General features: G+C 65.4%; 15 protein-coding genes. 10 read left to right on the top strand and 5 right to left on the bottom strand.

Annotated features, from left to right (window positions below):
• Window positions 1–5 precede the first annotated feature (5 nt).
• Window positions 6–2,486 carry a DNA gyrase/topoisomerase IV subunit A gene (locus tag ACX80G_RS14335; protein ID WP_459308411.1) on the bottom strand — a complete coding sequence of 827 codons (2,481 nt, stop codon included), beginning with the start codon at window positions 2,484–2,486 and terminating at the stop codon, window positions 6–8.
• 82 nt (window positions 2,487–2,568) lie between these two features.
• Here ACX80G_RS14335 and ACX80G_RS14330 point away from each other — a divergent pair, with 82 nt between their 5' ends.
• The 4 genes from ACX80G_RS14330 (at window position 2,569) to ACX80G_RS14315 (ending at window position 7,968) form a co-directional block, all read left to right on the top strand.
• Window positions 2,569–5,289: a bifunctional acetate--CoA ligase family protein/GNAT family N-acetyltransferase gene (locus tag ACX80G_RS14330; protein ID WP_459308410.1), complete on the top strand. Its 2,721-nt coding sequence runs from the start codon at window positions 2,569–2,571 to the stop codon at window positions 5,287–5,289.
• A 92-nt stretch (window positions 5,290–5,381) separates the two neighbouring features.
• A complete protein-coding gene (locus ACX80G_RS14325) occupies window positions 5,382–6,056 on the top strand; it encodes a DUF5998 family protein (RefSeq protein WP_459308409.1) in 675 nt (224 codons plus the stop codon).
• A gap of 6 nt (window positions 6,057–6,062) precedes the next feature.
• Window positions 6,063–7,259 carry an alkaline phosphatase family protein gene (locus tag ACX80G_RS14320; RefSeq protein WP_459308408.1) on the top strand — a complete coding sequence of 399 codons (1,197 nt, stop codon included), beginning with the start codon at window positions 6,063–6,065 and terminating at the stop codon, window positions 7,257–7,259.
• Window positions 7,252–7,968 carry a thymidine kinase gene (locus ACX80G_RS14315; RefSeq protein WP_459308407.1) on the top strand — a complete coding sequence of 239 codons (717 nt, stop codon included), beginning with the start codon at window positions 7,252–7,254 and terminating at the stop codon, window positions 7,966–7,968. The genes ACX80G_RS14320 and ACX80G_RS14315 overlap by 8 nt, the downstream gene beginning before the upstream one ends.
• A gap of 30 nt (window positions 7,969–7,998) precedes the next feature.
• On the opposite strand, the gene sepH is transcribed toward ACX80G_RS14315, so the two are convergent.
• The gene (gene sepH, locus ACX80G_RS14310) at window positions 7,999–9,399 is read right to left on the bottom strand and encodes a septation protein SepH (protein WP_459308406.1); all 1,401 of its coding nucleotides are present in this window, start codon (window positions 9,397–9,399) and stop codon (window positions 7,999–8,001) included.
• A 238-nt stretch (window positions 9,400–9,637) separates the two neighbouring features.
• Between sepH and ACX80G_RS14305 the strand changes: the two genes are divergently transcribed.
• Window positions 9,638–9,937, top strand: coding sequence for a DUF4193 domain-containing protein (locus tag ACX80G_RS14305; RefSeq protein WP_459308405.1), 300 nt, complete (start codon window positions 9,638–9,640; stop codon window positions 9,935–9,937).
• 20 nt (window positions 9,938–9,957) lie between these two features.
• Here ACX80G_RS14305 and ACX80G_RS14300 read toward each other — a convergent pair whose 3' ends face one another.
• The gene (locus tag ACX80G_RS14300) at window positions 9,958–10,422 is read right to left on the bottom strand and encodes a DUF3093 domain-containing protein (protein WP_459308404.1); all 465 of its coding nucleotides are present in this window, start codon (window positions 10,420–10,422) and stop codon (window positions 9,958–9,960) included.
• Window positions 10,423–10,546: 124 nt separating this feature from the next.
• Here ACX80G_RS14300 and dut point away from each other — a divergent pair, with 124 nt between their 5' ends.
• The 4 genes from dut (at window position 10,547) to ACX80G_RS14280 (ending at window position 13,139) form a co-directional block, all read left to right on the top strand.
• On the top strand, window positions 10,547–11,041 hold the full coding sequence (gene dut, locus ACX80G_RS14295; protein WP_459308403.1) for a dUTP diphosphatase: 495 nt from the start codon (window positions 10,547–10,549) through the stop codon (window positions 11,039–11,041).
• Between the two features lie 67 nt (window positions 11,042–11,108).
• A complete protein-coding gene (locus tag ACX80G_RS14290) occupies window positions 11,109–12,002 on the top strand; it encodes a DUF3710 domain-containing protein (RefSeq protein ID WP_459308402.1) in 894 nt (297 codons plus the stop codon).
• Window positions 11,995–12,375: a single stranded DNA-binding domain-containing protein gene (locus tag ACX80G_RS14285; RefSeq protein WP_459308401.1), complete on the top strand. Its 381-nt coding sequence runs from the start codon at window positions 11,995–11,997 to the stop codon at window positions 12,373–12,375. The genes ACX80G_RS14290 and ACX80G_RS14285 overlap by 8 nt, the downstream gene beginning before the upstream one ends.
• Window positions 12,372–13,139 carry a DUF3159 domain-containing protein gene (locus ACX80G_RS14280; RefSeq protein ID WP_459308400.1) on the top strand — a complete coding sequence of 256 codons (768 nt, stop codon included), beginning with the start codon at window positions 12,372–12,374 and terminating at the stop codon, window positions 13,137–13,139. The genes ACX80G_RS14285 and ACX80G_RS14280 overlap by 4 nt, the downstream gene beginning before the upstream one ends.
• Here ACX80G_RS14280 and ACX80G_RS14275 read toward each other — a convergent pair.
• Window positions 13,136–13,852, bottom strand: coding sequence for a potassium channel family protein (locus tag ACX80G_RS14275; protein ID WP_459308398.1), 717 nt, complete (start codon window positions 13,850–13,852; stop codon window positions 13,136–13,138). The genes ACX80G_RS14280 and ACX80G_RS14275 overlap by 4 nt on opposite strands.
• Entirely contained in the window at window positions 13,849–14,523 is a 675-nt protein-coding gene (locus ACX80G_RS14270) for a potassium channel family protein (RefSeq protein WP_459308396.1), read from the bottom strand. The genes ACX80G_RS14275 and ACX80G_RS14270 overlap by 4 nt, the downstream gene beginning before the upstream one ends.
• 115 nt (window positions 14,524–14,638) lie before the next feature.
• On the opposite strand from ACX80G_RS14270, the gene ACX80G_RS14265 reads away from it, so the two are divergent.
• On the top strand, window positions 14,639–16,615 hold the full coding sequence (locus ACX80G_RS14265) for an APC family permease (RefSeq protein ID WP_459308395.1): 1,977 nt from the start codon (window positions 14,639–14,641) through the stop codon (window positions 16,613–16,615).
• Window positions 16,616–16,645 lie beyond the last annotated feature (30 nt).

The raw sequence follows: 16,645 nt of genomic DNA, 5'->3' as shown, positions 1-16,645 counted from the left end.
AAGGGTCACACTGGGCTGGGTCCAATGGCGTCCACCGACTGGCTCAGGGTCACCCCGGATCCGTCCCGCCGCCCATGCTCGGTGGGCAGCGCCCGGGAAACGCCGGTCGCCGATGCTGCCTTCGCGGGGCCGTGACCGGCCCAGGCGAGCAGCAATCCGTCTTCATCCTTGAGGAACCGGTGCGCACGGACCCCAGCGGTGGCCCTGCCCTTGACGGGATACTCGGCGAAGTCGGTCACCTTCACCGACCCGGGCGAGGTGCCCGGTAGCGCGCCACTCGCTGCGGCGATCGTGACGACGACGGCGGCCGCATCTTCGGCGCTGACGGCACCGAAGTGGATGACCGTGTCGGCTGAGCCGAGCTTGATCCCCGCCATACCCCCTGCGGTGCGCCCCTGTGGCCGGACCGCCGAGGCAGGAAACCGGAGCAGCTGGGCCTGGGCGGTGATGAAGACCAGTTCGTCCTGGTCACCAGCCACCGCCAGACCCACCACCTTGTCTTTCGGTTTCAGGGAAATGATCTCCCATTCGTCCCGGTTGAGCGGGTACTCGGGGGCAACCCGCTTGACGACCCCCTGCGCGCTGCCCAGGGCGACCACCGCATCGAGTGGGGCCAACCCCACCAAAGTTTCGCCGGGAACCAGGGTCATGAACTCCTGTGCCGGCACACCGCCGGCCAGATTGGGGATCCCCGCGGTCGGCGCCAGGGCGGGCATGTCCATCACCTGAAGGCGCAGCATCCGCCCGGCCGATGTGACAGCCCCCACCTCGGCCCGGGCTGTCGAGCGGATCACGGAGCGGAAGACGTCATGCTTGACGCGCTGCCCGCCCTCGCCGAACTCCTCCTGGGAGGACGTGCGGGCCAGCTGACCCGAGGTCGAGAGGATTACCCAGCAGGGGTCATCGGCGATCTCCAGGGGCAGCGGCGCAACCTTCCCTCCGGGGGTGACTGCGGCTGGCATGACGGTGCCCTTCAGCGGAGCGCTGGATTCGGACGCCAGCAGCACAGTGCGTCGCGGGGTAGCGAACTTTGCCCCCACCTCCGCAAGTTCCTCGGACAGGAGGGCTCGCAGGCGCTCCTCGGACCCGAGCAGCTCCTCGAGGAGGGCAATCTCCCGGCGCAGCTCCTCCTGCTCCTTTTCCAATTCGATCCGCGAATATTTGGTCAGCTGACGCAGGCGCAGCTCGAGAATGTAGTTGGCCTGCAGCTCGCTCAGATCATAGATCGACATCAACCGTTCCCGGGCCTGCGCCGACTCGTCCGAGGAGCGGATGATCTGAATGACCTCATCGATATCCACTATCGCGATCAGGAGGCCCTCGACCAGGTGCAACCGGTCCTTCTTCCGGCCCAGCCGGTAGCCGGTGCGCCGGCGGACCACCGAAAGCCGGTGCTTGATGTACACCTGGAGCAACTCCACCAGACCGAGTGTCCGCGGCTGCCCGTCAACGAGCGTCACATTGTTGATCCCGAAGGAGTCCTCCATCGGGGTGTACCGGTACAGCTGGGCAAGGACGGCGTTGGGATTGAACCCATTCTTTAACTCGATCACCAGGCGCAGCCCGTGACGGCGATCCGTCAGGTCGACAATGTCGGAGATGCCCTGCAGCTTCTTGGACGTGACCGCGTCCTTGATTTTCTCGATGATCTTTTCCGGCCCCACCGTGTAGGGCAGCTCGGTCACCACCAGCCCGGTGCGCCGGGCGGAAAGCTGCTCGATCCCCACCGTGGCGCGGGTCTTGAAGGACCCCCTGCCGGTGGCGTAGGCGTCGCGGACCCCCTCGAGCCCCACAATCTTGCCCCCACTGGGAAGATCGGGCCCGGGGATGAAGCGCATCACGTCATCCAGCCCGGCGTCGGGATTGGCGATCAGGTGCCTGGCCGCCGCGATCACTTCGCCAAGATTGTGGGGGGCCATGTTGGTGGCCATCCCGACGGCGATGCCGGTCGCGCCGTTGACCAACAGGTTCGGGAAGGCTGCCGGGAGCACTTCCGGCTGCATGAGCTGGTTGTCATAGTTGGGGACGAAGTCCACCACGTCTTCGTCGAGGTGATCAGTCATCGTGAGGGCAGCAGCGGCGAGGCGTGCCTCGGTGTAGCGGGGGGCTGCCGGGCCGTCGTCGAGCGACCCGAAGTTACCATGGCCGTCGATCAGGGGGAGGCGCAGGGAGAAGTCCTGCGCCATGCGGACCATTGCATCGTAGATTGCTGCATCACCGTGCGGGTGGAGCTTGCCCATCACTTCGCCCACGACGCGGGCGGACTTCACATGGCCCCGGTCGGGACGCAAGCCCATATCGGTCATCATGTACAGGATGCGCCGTTGCACGGGCTTGAGCCCATCCCGCGCGTCCGGTAGGGCCCGGGAGTAGATCACCGAATAGGCGTACTCCAGGAAAGAGCCTTCCATTTCGGAAGTGACGTCAATGTCGATGATGTTCTCGGTGTAGTCCACCGGGGCTGCTGTGCTGTGGCGCCTGGCCATGATCGGGTGGTCCTCGGGTTGTGAAAGGGGTCTGCTGCCAAGGGTAATGACGCGGGCGCCGAACGCCCACTAGGCTGAGTCTATGGCGGCTGGCGGACATTACCCGGAATATTGGGAGGCCGACGTCGTGTTGCGGGACGGTGCCACGGCGCATTTGAGGCCCATATCACCGGATGATGCGGCGGCTGTGCAGCACTTTCACATGCAACAGTCCGAAAACTCCATCTATCTGCGGTTCTTTACCTACAAGTCGTCGCTGAGCAGCAAAGAACTCAAACGGTTCACCGAGGTGGATCACCAGGACCGGGTAGCGTTCGTCATCACCCGTGGGTCCGACATTCTGGGCATCGGGCGGTACGACCGCCTCGATGACCCTGCCGAGGCCGAGGTAGCCTTCAACGTTTCCGACGCGCACCAGGGCAGGGGGCTCGGCTCCATCCTGCTTGAGCACCTCGCCGCAGCCGCGCGGGAGAACGGCATCAGCAGGTTCTCTGCCGAGGTGCTGCCGGAGAACCGGAAGATGATCACCGTCTTCGCCGAGGCTGGCTACGAAGTCCAGCGACGGTTCGACGACGGCGTGGTGATGCTCCAATTCAACATCGACCCCACCGACAAGTCCCGCGCCGTGATGGAATCCCGCGAACACCGCGCCGAGGCACGCAGCGTCGCCGACCTGCTCTCGCCGTCGTCGGTGGCGGTCATCGGAGCCAGCCGCGAGTGGGGGACCGTGGGGTACTCCTTTCTCGAACACATCATCGACGCTGGCTATACCGGCGACGTCTATGCGGTGAACCCCGAAGCTTTCGAACTGGCCGGGATGATCTCCTTCGCCTCCATCGCCGAGGTGCCCGGGCCCGTCGACCTGGCCGTGATCGCCGTCCCCTACGATCAGGTAGCCGCAGTGGTTGACCAGTGCGGGGCGGCCGGCGTGAAGGGCCTGCTGGTGGCCACCGCCGGTTTCGCCGACGACGGCGCTGACGGGTTGGCGCGCCAGCGGACCCTGGTGCACCGGGCCAGGGCCTACGGCATGCGGGTGGTGGGACCGGCGTCGCTGGGCCTGGTCAACACGCACCCCGACGTCCGCCTCAATGCGTCGATGGCCCCCGCTCTGCCCGCAGCCGGCACCCTGGGCCTGTTCAGCCAGTCCGCGGCCATCGGTGTCCTCCTCTACGCCGCAGCCGGGCGGAGAGGACTGGGGCTCAGTTCCTTTGTCTCGGCCGGCAACCGGGCAGATATCTCGGGCAACGACGCCATGCAGTACTGGGAGGACGACCCGTCTACCCGGGCCGTCGGGCTGTACCTGGAGTCGGTCGGTAACCCACGCAAGTTCTCCCGGATTGCCCGCCGGCTCTCCAAAACCAAACCGGTGATCGTGGCGAAGTCCGACGTGATGGGCCTTCAGTTGCCGCCCGGCCACGCGGTACGCACCACCCAGGCGCCCGCCGGCGCCCTCGACGCGATGCTCCGGCAATCGGGGGTGATCCGGGTGGAGACCACCGCGCAGCTCGTTGACATCGCCCAGATTCTGGTCAGCCAGCCGCTCCCGGCCGGCCCGGGTCTCGCGGTCTTCAGCAACTCGCTCGCCCTCGGCAAGGTGGTGGCCGACGCCGCCGCAGCCCAGGCGCTGGACGTGCAGCGGTTGGTCACCGACCTTGACCTGGACACCGGCCAATCCATCGCCCTGCCCGCCCTGCATCACGCTGTCCTGGAGGCGTTGGCTGACGACGAGGTGCACTCGGCCGTCGTCGCACTGCTTCCCGCGCCGGGGCTGACCGTCGATGCGATTGCCGACTGTCTCAGGGAGTGCGCCGAGACGGCGCATAAGCCTGTGGTGGCGTCCTTCGCCGGCATCCTTGACCCGGCCGTGCAATCCGACGGCCTGCTGGCCGCCCCCACCGGCCCACCAGTGGCTCGGGCCGACCAGGAATCGCTGCCGAGCCAGCGGGGGTTGCCGTGTTACGCCGGACCCGGGGCAGCAGTCGCCGCCCTGGGCGCGGTGGTAACCTATGCCCGCTGGCGTTCCCGGGACAACGGCGGGTTCCATGAACCGTTGGACATCGACCCGGACGCGGCGGCGGCGGTGCTGCATCGGGCCCTGGCCCGGGTCGACGGCGACGGTCTTACCCGGCTGGATCCTACCGAAGCTGCTGCCCTGTTGGGCCACTATGGTGTCGGGCTCCTGCCAGCCGTCCGGTTCACCACCGCTGACGAGGCGGTGGCAGCGGCGGACCAGCTCGGTTGGCCGGTGGTCATCAAAACCGTCGACGAACACCTCAGGCACCGCCTCGATCTGGGCGGGGTCAGGCTGAACATCGAGGACGCCGGGTCGCTCCGCCAGAATATAGCCCAGATGGAGAAAGTGCTGGCGCCCTTCGGCGTCAGGGGCATGGAAGTGCAGTCCATGGCGCCCTCCGGCCAGGCCTGCACACTCCGCGCTATCGAGGATCCGCTGCTGGGGCCGGTGCTCTCGTTCGGGCTGGCGGGCGACGCCGTCGACCTCCTCGACGACTGGGCCCACAGCATCCCCCCGCTGTCGACCGTGGACATTGCCGACCTGGTGCGGGCCCCGCGGGCCGCACGCAAGCTGTTCGGGTATCACGGACTGCCTGCCACGAACATTGCGGCGATCGAAAACCTGATCGGCAGGGTCGCAGCGCTAAAGGACAGGCACCCGGAAATTGCCTTGCTCGAATTCAATCCGGTGCTGGTCTCGGCAGCCGGGCTAGTCATCCTCAGCACGAACATTCTGGTGGGTAACCCGCAGCGGCGCACCGATAGTGCCCGCCGCGCCATGCGGGATTGACCGCTGGGAGGGCGACGGTGCCGGTGACCAGCGGCGCGCCTCGCACCTCCCCGGGTTAGGCAGTGGGTGCCCGGGTGGGGGAAACTGAAGGTATGACATCGCTTTCCGCTGAACGCCGCAGCCTCGACGCCTCCCTGGAACGGGCCGGTTTCTACCCGCGCCTGGTCGCGGACACGGTGCACGACGCCCTGGACGGTCGGGAACCGCTCTCCCATGTGGTGCACCTGGAAACCCACTTCGAACGCAACGAAGTGCACCGTCACATCACGGTCCTGGTTCTCACCGAGGACATGCTGGTGATCACCCACGTCGACGACCAGCAGTTGGATGAGGACGGGCAGCAGATGATGGCCCAGGTCTCCACCGAATCGGTGCCGGTCAGCCAGATCCGCTCAGTGGTGCTCAGCTACCTTTACGCCCAGCCACAGGACTACAAGCCCTCCGACCAGGCACGCGAGCTCACCCTTGCCATCGCCTGGTCCGGCGGCCAGCGCCTTGACATGGGCCCAGCAGGGTGTAGCGACCCACAGTGTGACGCCGACCACGGGTATACCGGCTCCATTTCCCAGGAGGACATTGTGCTACGCGTCAGCGCGGAGGCCGACGGCATGCAGGCAGTCCAGAACGCCAAATCCTTCGCCCGGGCCCTCCGGAAGGTCAACACCGCCAACCCGGTCACCCCGGCAGCCGCCAGCACTGCCCCCCCTGCGCCCCGCAGGCAGCCAGGCCTTGGCGCCCGCTTCAGCCGCACCCACCACCAGAGCTAGCCGTTGGTGGAACACGCTACCGGACACCGGGACGCCCTCCCGGCGGCGCCCGCCTATGGCCGCAGCACCATCGCAGAGGTCTTTACCAGCGCGGCAGCCGCGCTGGGGCTCAACTCGGCGGCGGGGCCCTTCAGTAACGCGCTGGGCCTCCCCGCAGCAGCACGGGTCTGCGTGGTCGTAGTCGACGGACTCGGCTCTACCCTGTTGAAAAAACGCGGCGGGCACGCCCCGTTCCTGCGCCAGCACCTGGACAGTTCGCGGACCCTCGGATCCGCCTTCCCCTCGACTACCGCCGCGTCCCTGGGAAGCCTCGGGACGGGGCTCGCGCCGGGCAAGCACGGACTGGTTGGCTACGACGTCCTGGACCCCGACCAGAACAAGGTGGTCAACATGCTGGGCGGCTGGGACGCGGGGGTAGACCCGCTGCGGTGGCAACCATACCCCTCGGTCTTTGAACAGGCCGCCGGTCAGGTCCCGGTGGTCACCGTGTCCCTGCCCAAATTCGCCAATTCGGCAATGACCAGGGCAGCGCTGAGGGGCAGCAGCTACGTCGCCGCGGGCACCCTTCAGGCCCGGGTCCGCGCCGCCTACGAACAACTCGCCGCATCCGAGCGATCTTTGGTGTACCTCTACCTGAACGAGATGGATAAGGCGGGTCACCGGTATGGCTGCGGTTCGGCCGAGTGGGGAAACCAGCTGGAGGACGTCGACGCGGCCGTCAAAACGCTGGCCTCCCGCGTACCCTCCGACACCCTGCTCATCCTCACCGCCGACCACGGAATGGTCGACGTCGACGAGGCGCACCGCTACGACTTCTCCACCGAACCGGCGCTGATCGACGGTGTGGCGCACACCGCCGGCGAACCTCGGATGCTGCACCTGTACCTTGAACCTGACTTCTCCGTCCAAGGCCGTGAGCGGCTCCTCAAAGCCTGGCAGGGCGCTTACGGCCAGTTCGCCTGGATCTTCACCCGCGATCAGGCGGTCGCCGCTGGCTTGTTCGGTCAGGTCGATCAGCGGGTCCTGCCTCGCATCGGTGACCTGATGGTCGCGGCGCGGGAACCTATCGCGCTCTACGACCGGCGCCGTACCTCCGCATCGGCGATGGAGGTGATCGGCCAACATGGCTCGCTCACACGCGCCGAACGGGACGTGCCGCTGCTAACCCTGAACCGTCCCGGTGGGAAGGGGGCTCGTGGCTGAACTGATCTTCTTCTCCGGTACCATGGACTGCGGCAAATCGACGCTCGCTCTACAAATGGACCACAACCATCGCGCCCGCGGCCGGGCTGGGCTGCTCTTCAGCTCCCACGACCGTGCGGGGGAGGCGATGATCTCCAGTCGGCTCGGATTACAGACCGGCGCTGTTGAAGTGACTGACGCGACCGACTTCTGGGCTGAAATTGTCAGGCGGCGTACCGCCGCCGAACGGGTGGACTACCTGATCTGCGACGAGGCCCAGTTCTACACGGGTGAGCACATCGATCAACTAGCCCGCATCGTCGACGAGATGGATGTCGATGTTTTCGCGTTCGGGATCACTTCAGACTTCAGGACCAAGCTGTTCCCGGGGTCCCAGCGGCTGATTGAACTTGCCGACCGGGTACAGGTCCTCCAGGTGGAGGCGCTCTGCTGGTGCGGCCGTCGAGCGACCCACAATGCGCGGACCATCGACGGGGTGATGGTGGTCGAGGGTGATCAGGTGGTGGTCGGAGACGTGGAACTGCAAATGACGCCACGGGATCCCCTGCAACCTGAGCTGCCGATCATCGAAGGTGTGGCCGATGCTGTCCCCCACACCCCGGTTACCGGGTATGAGACGCTATGCCGACGCCATCACACCCGCCGGGTCACTCTCAGCACCGCGACGGCAATGCAAAGCAGCGAGATCCTGCTCCCGTTCTCCAGCTAGCCGGGTCAGGTGCCCGAGCGGCCCGAAAAACTAGTCGCTCTTGGTGCCGAACACGATTTCATCCCAGCTCGGAACGCTCGACCGCTTCGGGCGGATCTTACGGTCAGCCGGTTCCTCGGCAGGCTTGGGCGAACTGTCGGGTGCAGCAGGACGATCCTGTGCCGTTCCCCGATCCTGTGCCGTTTCTTCCGGGCCAGCAGCCTGCCGGGCTGGGCGGTTGGGCCGGGCGAAGATGCTGATCTCCCGTGTGTCGGTGCCCACCGAATCGAACAATCGCGGAGATCCGTCGCTATACGCAGATCCGTCGCTATACGCAGATCCGTCGCTGTACGCTGATCCGTCAGTGTAGGTCGCTGCGCCGTGAATACCGGGGCGGTGACCGTCGGACTCGGCCTTGTCGGCTACCGCTGGCGCCAGGCTGAGGCCGGCAAACCGACGCGGTTCCCCGTCATCGGCGCCCTGATCACCAGTGTTTTCTTCGCCGGTGTTCTGCTGAGCGGTGTTCTCATGTGCAGTGCTCTCATGTGCAGTGGCGGGAGATTCCAACCCCGGTTCGGTACCCTCGGACGGGCGGGGGTGCGCGGCAGGAATACTGCCCTTGGCGAGCAGGTGAGCCAAGGCGTCATCGCCGTCCTCGTCCACCCCGAGACGCTGTCCGCGCCGCGACCGGAGCACATCCAGCAAATTGTCGGATGCTTCTTCCTCGGGTGCTGCGTCTGCGGTTTTCTGGGCTTCGAAGTCAAACACATGATCGGCGACGGCGCTGAGCCGCCGGGAGGGCAGGGGACCGTCCAACGGTTCCAGTTCGCTGAGCAGCTGAGCCCACCGGTTGGTATTGAGGACCGTTTTCCGGCTCGGATTGAACGTCCACTGGGCCGGGGGTTCCTCGCCGACAGTGACCCGGGTGTCAGCTGCCAGGTCAAACCGTGCCACGACGTTCCACAGTCCATCGGGGCGACGCCAGGCATCCCATTCCACTGCGTTGGGGTCCACACCGTATGCCTGCAACCGGTGGGCGACCATGTCGCCGAGCTGTGCGGGATGGTCGCCGAAGGCGGAGCGGTTGCCGTCGTGGGACGGGAGGGGTGACGACACTTCTACCCGCTGCGCCAGGATGGCCATGTAGTCACGCTCAGCGCGCACCGGGCTCTCGTAGCGGAGCACCTGGGCCAGATCCTGTCCCGACTCGTCGACAATGTCCTGGGCGGTCGCGCCGCTACGGATCCGTGACTGAATGTCGCGGGGTGAGAGCGGAACGACTGGTTTGCCGGCTGGTGGGGGCGGGGTGGTGATCTTCTGGTGGTCCATGGGGCGGGAGACCGCCATACGCAGCGCCTCGTTGATCGGCAGGCTGAAGTTGGAGCCGTCCTCGCCGTTCAGGAGCAGGTGTCCACCATCCTCGCGAACACCTACCAGCCGTAGTTCCTGCATGAAAATCCTCCGAGCCGACATTGCTTCCTTACCGTGAAACTCTGCCACCTGTTCGCCGACATGCCTACTACACCAGTGGTGTGGCGCGGAACTTTTGGCCACTATTGGGGTTAAAAGTGGATCGTTCAGCGGGAATCTGTTGCGGACGGGCACAAAAAGCCGCCTGCCAGCGTTGGACTCGACGTTGGGCAGACCCGAGTCCAGAAACTTCAGAACACCGGAGAGTGAACATCTAGCTATGGCGACCGATTACGACACGCCACGAACCACCGACGACGCCGCCGGCGAGGAATCAATCGGGGAGTTGGAAGTCCATCGTGCCGACCAGCAGTCCCCGGTTGTTGACGAGGATGAACTCGAGGCCGCCGATTCGTTTGAACTGCCCGGAGCCGACCTGTCCGCCGAGGACGTCCAGGTCCGGATCCTCCCGGCGCAGGCCGACGAGTTCACCTGCGCCTCCTGTTTCCTGGTGCGCCACCGGTCACAGATTGCCAGGCATCTTGGCGAACTGGCCTATTGCAGCGACTGCGAGGGCTGACCGCCTGATCGCTCGGCCGGTCAGTTGGCGAGGGCTGCCAGCAGTTCCTGAGGACGCCGGGTAGATGTCAGCCAATAAGGGGTGGAGTCCTCGGGATCGGTGATCGCGACCCGCACCACTGGAGAGACCCAGCCGCGGATGCACAGGTAGGCGGTTGCATTGAGTAGCGGTCCTCGCTGCGCGGTGGCGTCGTCGCCGGTGTGCGCTGACGCTTCCCCCAGGAAGCGGCGTTCGATCGTAGCGCGCCCCACCGTGAAATGGGTTGCCGAGACGATAATCCGTGGGGTGGACAGCACGAGTAAAGATCCGAGGACAAGGGCGACGACGGTAGCCGCAATGTATCCGGTGGTCAGGTTGATCGGGGCAAACGTGACCACTGACGCTCCAGCCGCGCCTGCGGCCACCAACCAAATCCAGGGTGCTGGCCACAACCGTTCCTCGTAGAGTGCCGTGCCGACCGATGATCCTGACGTGGGTGTTGACATACCCTAACCATCCCAGATTTCCCTGCCCACTTCATCCCCGCGCTGCGATACCCGGCACCCGGTCGTCGCTCAGGTTTTCGCGCTACAGTGAAGGCCTAACCCGAATCATCGAGGCAGCTGGAGTATGAACGTGCTGGACCCACAGCGGACACTTCCCGTGCAGATCACACTGCTCGACGGCGACATGGCGGCGCCCGAATACGCGCAGCCGGGCGACGCTGGGGCCGACCTCAGGACCCGCATCGACTTTCGGCTGGCACCTGGTGAGCGGGCGCTGGTGCCCACCGGTGTGGCCATTGCCTTGCCTGACGGCTACGTGGGGTTAATCCATCCGCGGTCGGGACTGGCAACGAAGCACGGGGTGACTGTGGTGAACGCTCCCGGCACGATCGACGCTGGTTATCGTGGCGAAATTGCAGTCACTCTGCTGAATACCGACCACACCGAATCCCTCACCTTTAAGCGGGGGGACCGGATTGCCCAGCTCCTGATCCAGCGGGTTGAACACGCGGTATTCACCGTGGTGAAGGAACTTCCCGAATCGGTCCGCGGCAGGGCGGGCTTCGGTTCTACCGGAGGTTACAGCGTCGACGCTGCAGCCCATCCGACCCACGCATAACCCCAAGGATAAACAGATCGGGACCCCTTCCGGGGGCTCCCATATACCCAAGGAAAGGAACCCAATCATGGTTTTTGGGCGCCTGAAGAAGAAGCAACCACCCCTCCCGGCGGAAGACGCCACGGCCGCTGATGCGCCGGTCGAGGCACCCGCGCAGGGTTCACCAACCGATAAGGGTTCACCAGCCGACGCGCTCACCCCACCGGAGCTGGCCGGATCCGTCGAATCGGTAGAGGCCGATGTAGCCGAGTCAGCCGTAGCAGCCGACGACGCCCGCGCGCCCGCTGATCCTGGCGAGCCAGTTGACGCCGCCGAGCCCGCTGCCGGCGTCGTCGTCTCCCGCGATAACGGCCCGTTCGACCTTTCGGAAAAGGCTTCGGAGGCCGGCTACATTGACCTCGGTGCACTGCGCATCGGTGCCGCCGAAGGCCTTCAGCTCCGCCTCGAGGTGGAGGAAAAGACCAAGCGGGTCATCGCTGTCACCCTGGACCTCAACGGATCGAACCTGCAACTGCAGGCGTTCGCTGCACCCCGGACGGACGGTCTCTGGGATGAGATTCGTTCCCAGATTGGCGACTCGGTCGGTTCGCAGGGCGGAACGGTCCAGGACCGGGTTGGTGCGTTTGGCACTGAGTTGGTCGCCCACCTGCCGGCTCAGACGCCCGAGGGCCAGCCGGGCTTCAGGGTGGCCCGCTTCGTGGGAGTGGACGGCCCACGCTGGTTCCTCCGCGGAGTGATTGGCGGACCAGCAGCGATCAACCGAGAGGCGGCCGCGCCGATCGAGGAGCTGTTCCGCAACGTGGTGGTAGTCAGGGGAGATCACCCGCTTCCGCCACGCGAACTGCTGCAGCTGCGCCTGCCCAAGGAGACGGCGACGGCGCCACCAGCCGAGCCCGCCCAGCAGACCCCCGATCTCACTGATCCGTTAAAACGCGGGCCCGAGATCACCCACATTGGCTGACCGTCCTGGGCTGGATAGCCCGGGCGGACGCCGCCCTGCAGCGACCGTCGCGAAGCTCCCCACCCGGGGACGCGCGCGGGCGCGTGGGTTCATTTCACGGATCACCATCCTGCCGGTCAGCTCGGCACCGCAGTTCGCGGCGGTGGTTTCGGACGACGACCCACCAGCAACGGCCGGGGCCGACCGCCGGGACAACCCAACCCGCCGTCAATCAGCCCAGGTACGCCTGGTCTGGATCGGACAACGTCGGGTTCCCGGGATTGAAGCGGGAGCCCAGATCGCGTTCGAAGGAATGGTCAGCCCCGTCGACGGGATGCCCACGATCTACAATCCGCGTTACGAAATTATTGGCCGTCCGGAGGCACAGCAGTGAGCACCCCCCAACCACCTAACACCCCGCCCGAGGATGATCCAGCACGCCGTCAGGCGCCTACAGCAGCGGAGCTGGCCGGACAGTATGCCGCCCGGTCGGGGATGCGGCGCACCGACGACGGGAAGATCGATGTGCTCCAGTCGATCGGGGGTGTTCGCGGCCTCGCGGAGAGCATCCTGCCTGGGCTGATCTTCACAGTCATCTTCACCATCAACCAGGATCTACAGAGCTCCCTGATCGCCGCCCTCGCGGTGGCAGCGGTCTTCTCAATCATTCGCCTGGTCTCGCGGAGCCCGCTGACCCAGGCACTCTCAGGACTGATCGGCGTCGCTATCTGCGCCTTCGTGGCCGGCCGCACAGGCAACGCCGAGGACTTCTTCGTTCCTGGGTTCTTCACCAACGGCGCCTACATCATCGCCATGGTGATTTCCATTGCAGCCCGCTGGCCAATCGCCGGGCTGCTGTTCGGGTTCATCAGGGGTGAAGGCGTCGACTGGCGCAAAGATCCGCGGCGGGTCAAGGCCTATACCATTGCCACCTGGATCATCATCACCGTCCTCGGCCTGCGGCTCGCGGTGCAGATGCCGCTGTACTTTGCCGAGAATTTCGTGGCGCTCGGCACGACAAGGCTGATCATGGGGCTTCCCCTTTACGCACTCGGCCTCTGGCTTGCCTGGCTGGTGTCCCGTCCGGTCACGAAACCGGTGGAACCTGGAACGCAAGAACCTGGAACGCTGGAATCCGGGACGCAGAAACCCGGCTAGGCAAGGCCCGGCGCGTCTATCGGCGCGCCGTCGTCGGGTGCGTCAGGATCACCGGTCACTGCGAGCAGGACGCTGCGCAGCGCATCCTCGGCGGCGATCGCGGCGATCAGGAACAGCTCGTCGCCGGGCTCGACGACGTCGTCCGGGCTCGGCGTGATTGACGCGTCATCGCGTAGGATCGCCACCACAGTACAGTCCTCCGGCAGGATCAACGAGCCGAGGGTTCGGCCCACCAGGGGGGACTCCTGGGGAACAGTGAATTCGACAATCGAGGTGACGCCACTCTGCAGGGTGAGCAACCGCACCAGGTCGCCAATCTCCACTGCCTCTTCCACCAGGGCAGTCATCAGGCGGGGCGTGTTGACGGCGACATCGACGCCCCACGAGTCGTCGAACATCCAGTCGTTTTTCGGGTTGTTGACCCGGCCGACGGTCCGACCCACACCGAATTCGCTTTTGGCGAGCAGCGACACCACCAGGTTCACCTTGTCATCGCCGGTGGCGGACACCACCACGTCGGCTTCATCCAGCCGGGCGTCCTTCAGGGTGGTCAACTCGCAGGCGTCGCCGATCAGCCACTTGGCGCCTTTGAGCCCGCTGCGGCCAATCACCTCGGGTTTTTCGTCAATCAGCAGAATCTCATGGTTATTGGACAGCAGCTCCTTGGCGATCGACGATCCGACGCTCCCCGCGCCCGCAATGACTACTCTCACTCCGATTCCTCCACTGGTTTCTTGGTCAGGATGCGCCCGATTTCGTCGGTGGCGTCGGTTTTCATCATGGCGTGCACAATGTCGCCTTCCTGGTAGCTGGTCTCCGAGGTGGGCAGCGTGCCCTCACCGAACCGGGTGAGGTAGGCGATGCGGATCCCCGAGGCTGCCTCAATGTCAGCCAGGGAGCGGCCCAGCCAGCCATCGTGCAGGGCCAATTCGCCGAGGATCAGGCGCCCCGATGTTTCCCTGAAGTCTCCGTTGATGCTCTGCTCCGGGAGGATCCGGCGCAGCACCTGATCGGCGCTCCAGCGGACTGCTGCGACGGTGGGAATGCCGAGCCGCTGATAGATTTCGGCGCGGCCGGGATCATAGATCCGGGCCACCACGTGCGGCACATGGAACGTCTCCCGGGCTACCCGGGTGGCGAGGATGTTGGAGTTGTCGCCGCTGGACACCGCGGCGAAGGCGTAGGCGTTTTCAATGTCGGCGTTCTTCAGGGTGTCCCGGTCAAAACCGACGCCAGTGACCTTCCTACCGCCGAAGGATCCCCTGAGCCGGCGGAAGGCACGGTCATCCTGATCGATGATGGCCACGGTGTGCCCTGACTCATCCAACGTGTGGGCAAGACTGACGCCCACCCTGCCACACCCCATGATTACAAAATGCGCCACCCGTGCCACCTGCCGTTCGAACCGAATTGTCAACGCGGCCCTCTTTGGGAGCCTTGCATCCGCTGCACCCAGCCTAATGGAGTTGCGCGAGCTGAAACGCGCTAGTCTGTGGGCTGTGCTGACTTTCTTTGAAGCCGTCAAGCGGGTGCTGGTGGGCAAACCGTTCCGCAACGACCGGCTGCGGCATCAGACCTTGCCCAAGCGGATCGCGATGCCGGTGTTCTCTGCGAATGCCCTCTCCTCGGTGGCGTACGCACCCGACGAAATCCTGCTGACCCTGGCCCTGGCAGGCCTTGCAGCAGTATCTGTGTCGCCGTGGGTGGGGTTGGCCGTTCTGGTGGTGTTGCTCGTGGTGATTGCCTCCTACCGGCAGGCGGTCCACGCCTACCCCTCGGGTGGTGGAGACTACGAGATTGCCCGGCGTAACCTCGGCAGCACGGCGGGCCTCACTGTGGCCTCGGCGCTGATGGTCGACTACGTGTTGACGGTGGCTGTTTCGGTCTCGGCCGCAGCCCACTACCTGATTGCCCTGGCGCCGGGACTGGCTGGTGGGCAGACAGCGATGGCGGTGGCCGGCGTCGTCGTTCTCGTCCTCCTGAACCTGCGCGGCGTGACCCGGAACGCTCTGGCCCTGGCCATCCCCACCTACGTCTTCCTCGCAGCGATCCTCGGCATGTGCGCTGTTGGCATCATTCAGCGGCTCACGGGCACACTGGGTGAGGCGCCCAGCGCCAGGTTTGAAATCATCCCCGATCCAGCCCTCGATGCGGGCCTCGTGGGGCTGGCGGGGGCGCTGTTGATCCTGAGGGCCTTCTCGGCCGGCGCAGCAGCCCTAACCGGTGTCGAGGTTCCGAGCGCCAACGTACCCAGTTTTCAGGCCCCGCGCAGCCGCAACGCCGCTTCCACCCTGTTGATCCTTGGAGTGACTGCCGGCGCCATGACGGCCGGGGTGATCTACCTTGCCAACGCGGCGAAGGTTCATGTGGTGCAGAACCCGCAGGAACAGCTGCGGCTGGACGGCAATCCCGTGTCGGCCGACTACATCCAAAACCCCGTGGTCAGCCAGCTGGCGCGCACCATTTTCAGCGACGCGGCGCTCCCGTTCATCCTGGTGGTCGGCGCTACGGCACTGATCCTGGTGTTGGCGGGCCACGCCGCGTTCAACGGATTCCCCGTGCTCGCGTCGATCCTGGCCAAGGACGGCTATCTGCCGCGCCAGCTGCGGACCCGCGGCGACCGGTTGACCTTCAGCAACGGCATCCTCGCGCTGGGTGCCGGCGCCATTCTGCTGATCGTGGTCTTTGGCGCCGATGTCACGCAGCTGGTTCAGCTCTATATTGTCGGCGTGTTCGTGTCGTTCACGGCGAGCCAGGCGGCGCTCATCAAACACTGGACCCGCGAACTACGCAGCACCGCCGACAAAAAGCGCAGGTGGCGGATGAAGAAGTCCCGCTCCATCAACACCATCGGATTCGTGTTGACCGCTGCGGTACTGGTGGTGGTGTTGGTCACCAAGTTCGAATACGGAGCCTGGGTGGCGGTGCTGGCCATGATGGTGCTTTTCGCCGTGATGCACGGCATCAAGCGGCACTACGACCAGGTGGCCCGCGAACTGGCCCTTGACGACTCCACCTTCTCCCGTGCCCTGCCGTCCCGCGTACATGCAGTGATCCTGGTGTCGCACGTCCGCAAGCCCGTCCTGCGGGCGCTGGCGTTCGCCCGCGCGTCGCGGCCCTCCAAACTGGACGCGATTGTGGTCGATGTTGATCCCGAAGAAACGGAGCGGACGCTGCGTGACTGGGAACGGCACGAGATCCCGGTGCCGATCACCGTCCTCGCGTCACCCTACCGGGACACGATCATGCCCATCATGGAGTACATCGGCAGCATCCGTAGTGACTCGCCCCGCGACCTGATCGTCGTCTACATTCCCGAATACGTGGTGGGACGGTGGTGGGAGCAACTGGTCCACAACCAGACAGCACTTCGCATCAAAACCCGGCTGCACTTCGAGCCGGGGGTTATGGTGGCAAGTGTCCCGTGGCAGCTCGCATCATCCGACGCCGCACGAAAATTCCAGGATCTACAGTGACCCCTCAGGAGCTACGACATCGCAGGACCA

The sequence above is a fragment of the Arthrobacter glycogeni genome, assembly GCF_054510815.1.
The sequence above is the reverse complement of the archived record's forward strand: the minus strand, read 5'-3'. Positions and strand labels throughout refer to the sequence as shown.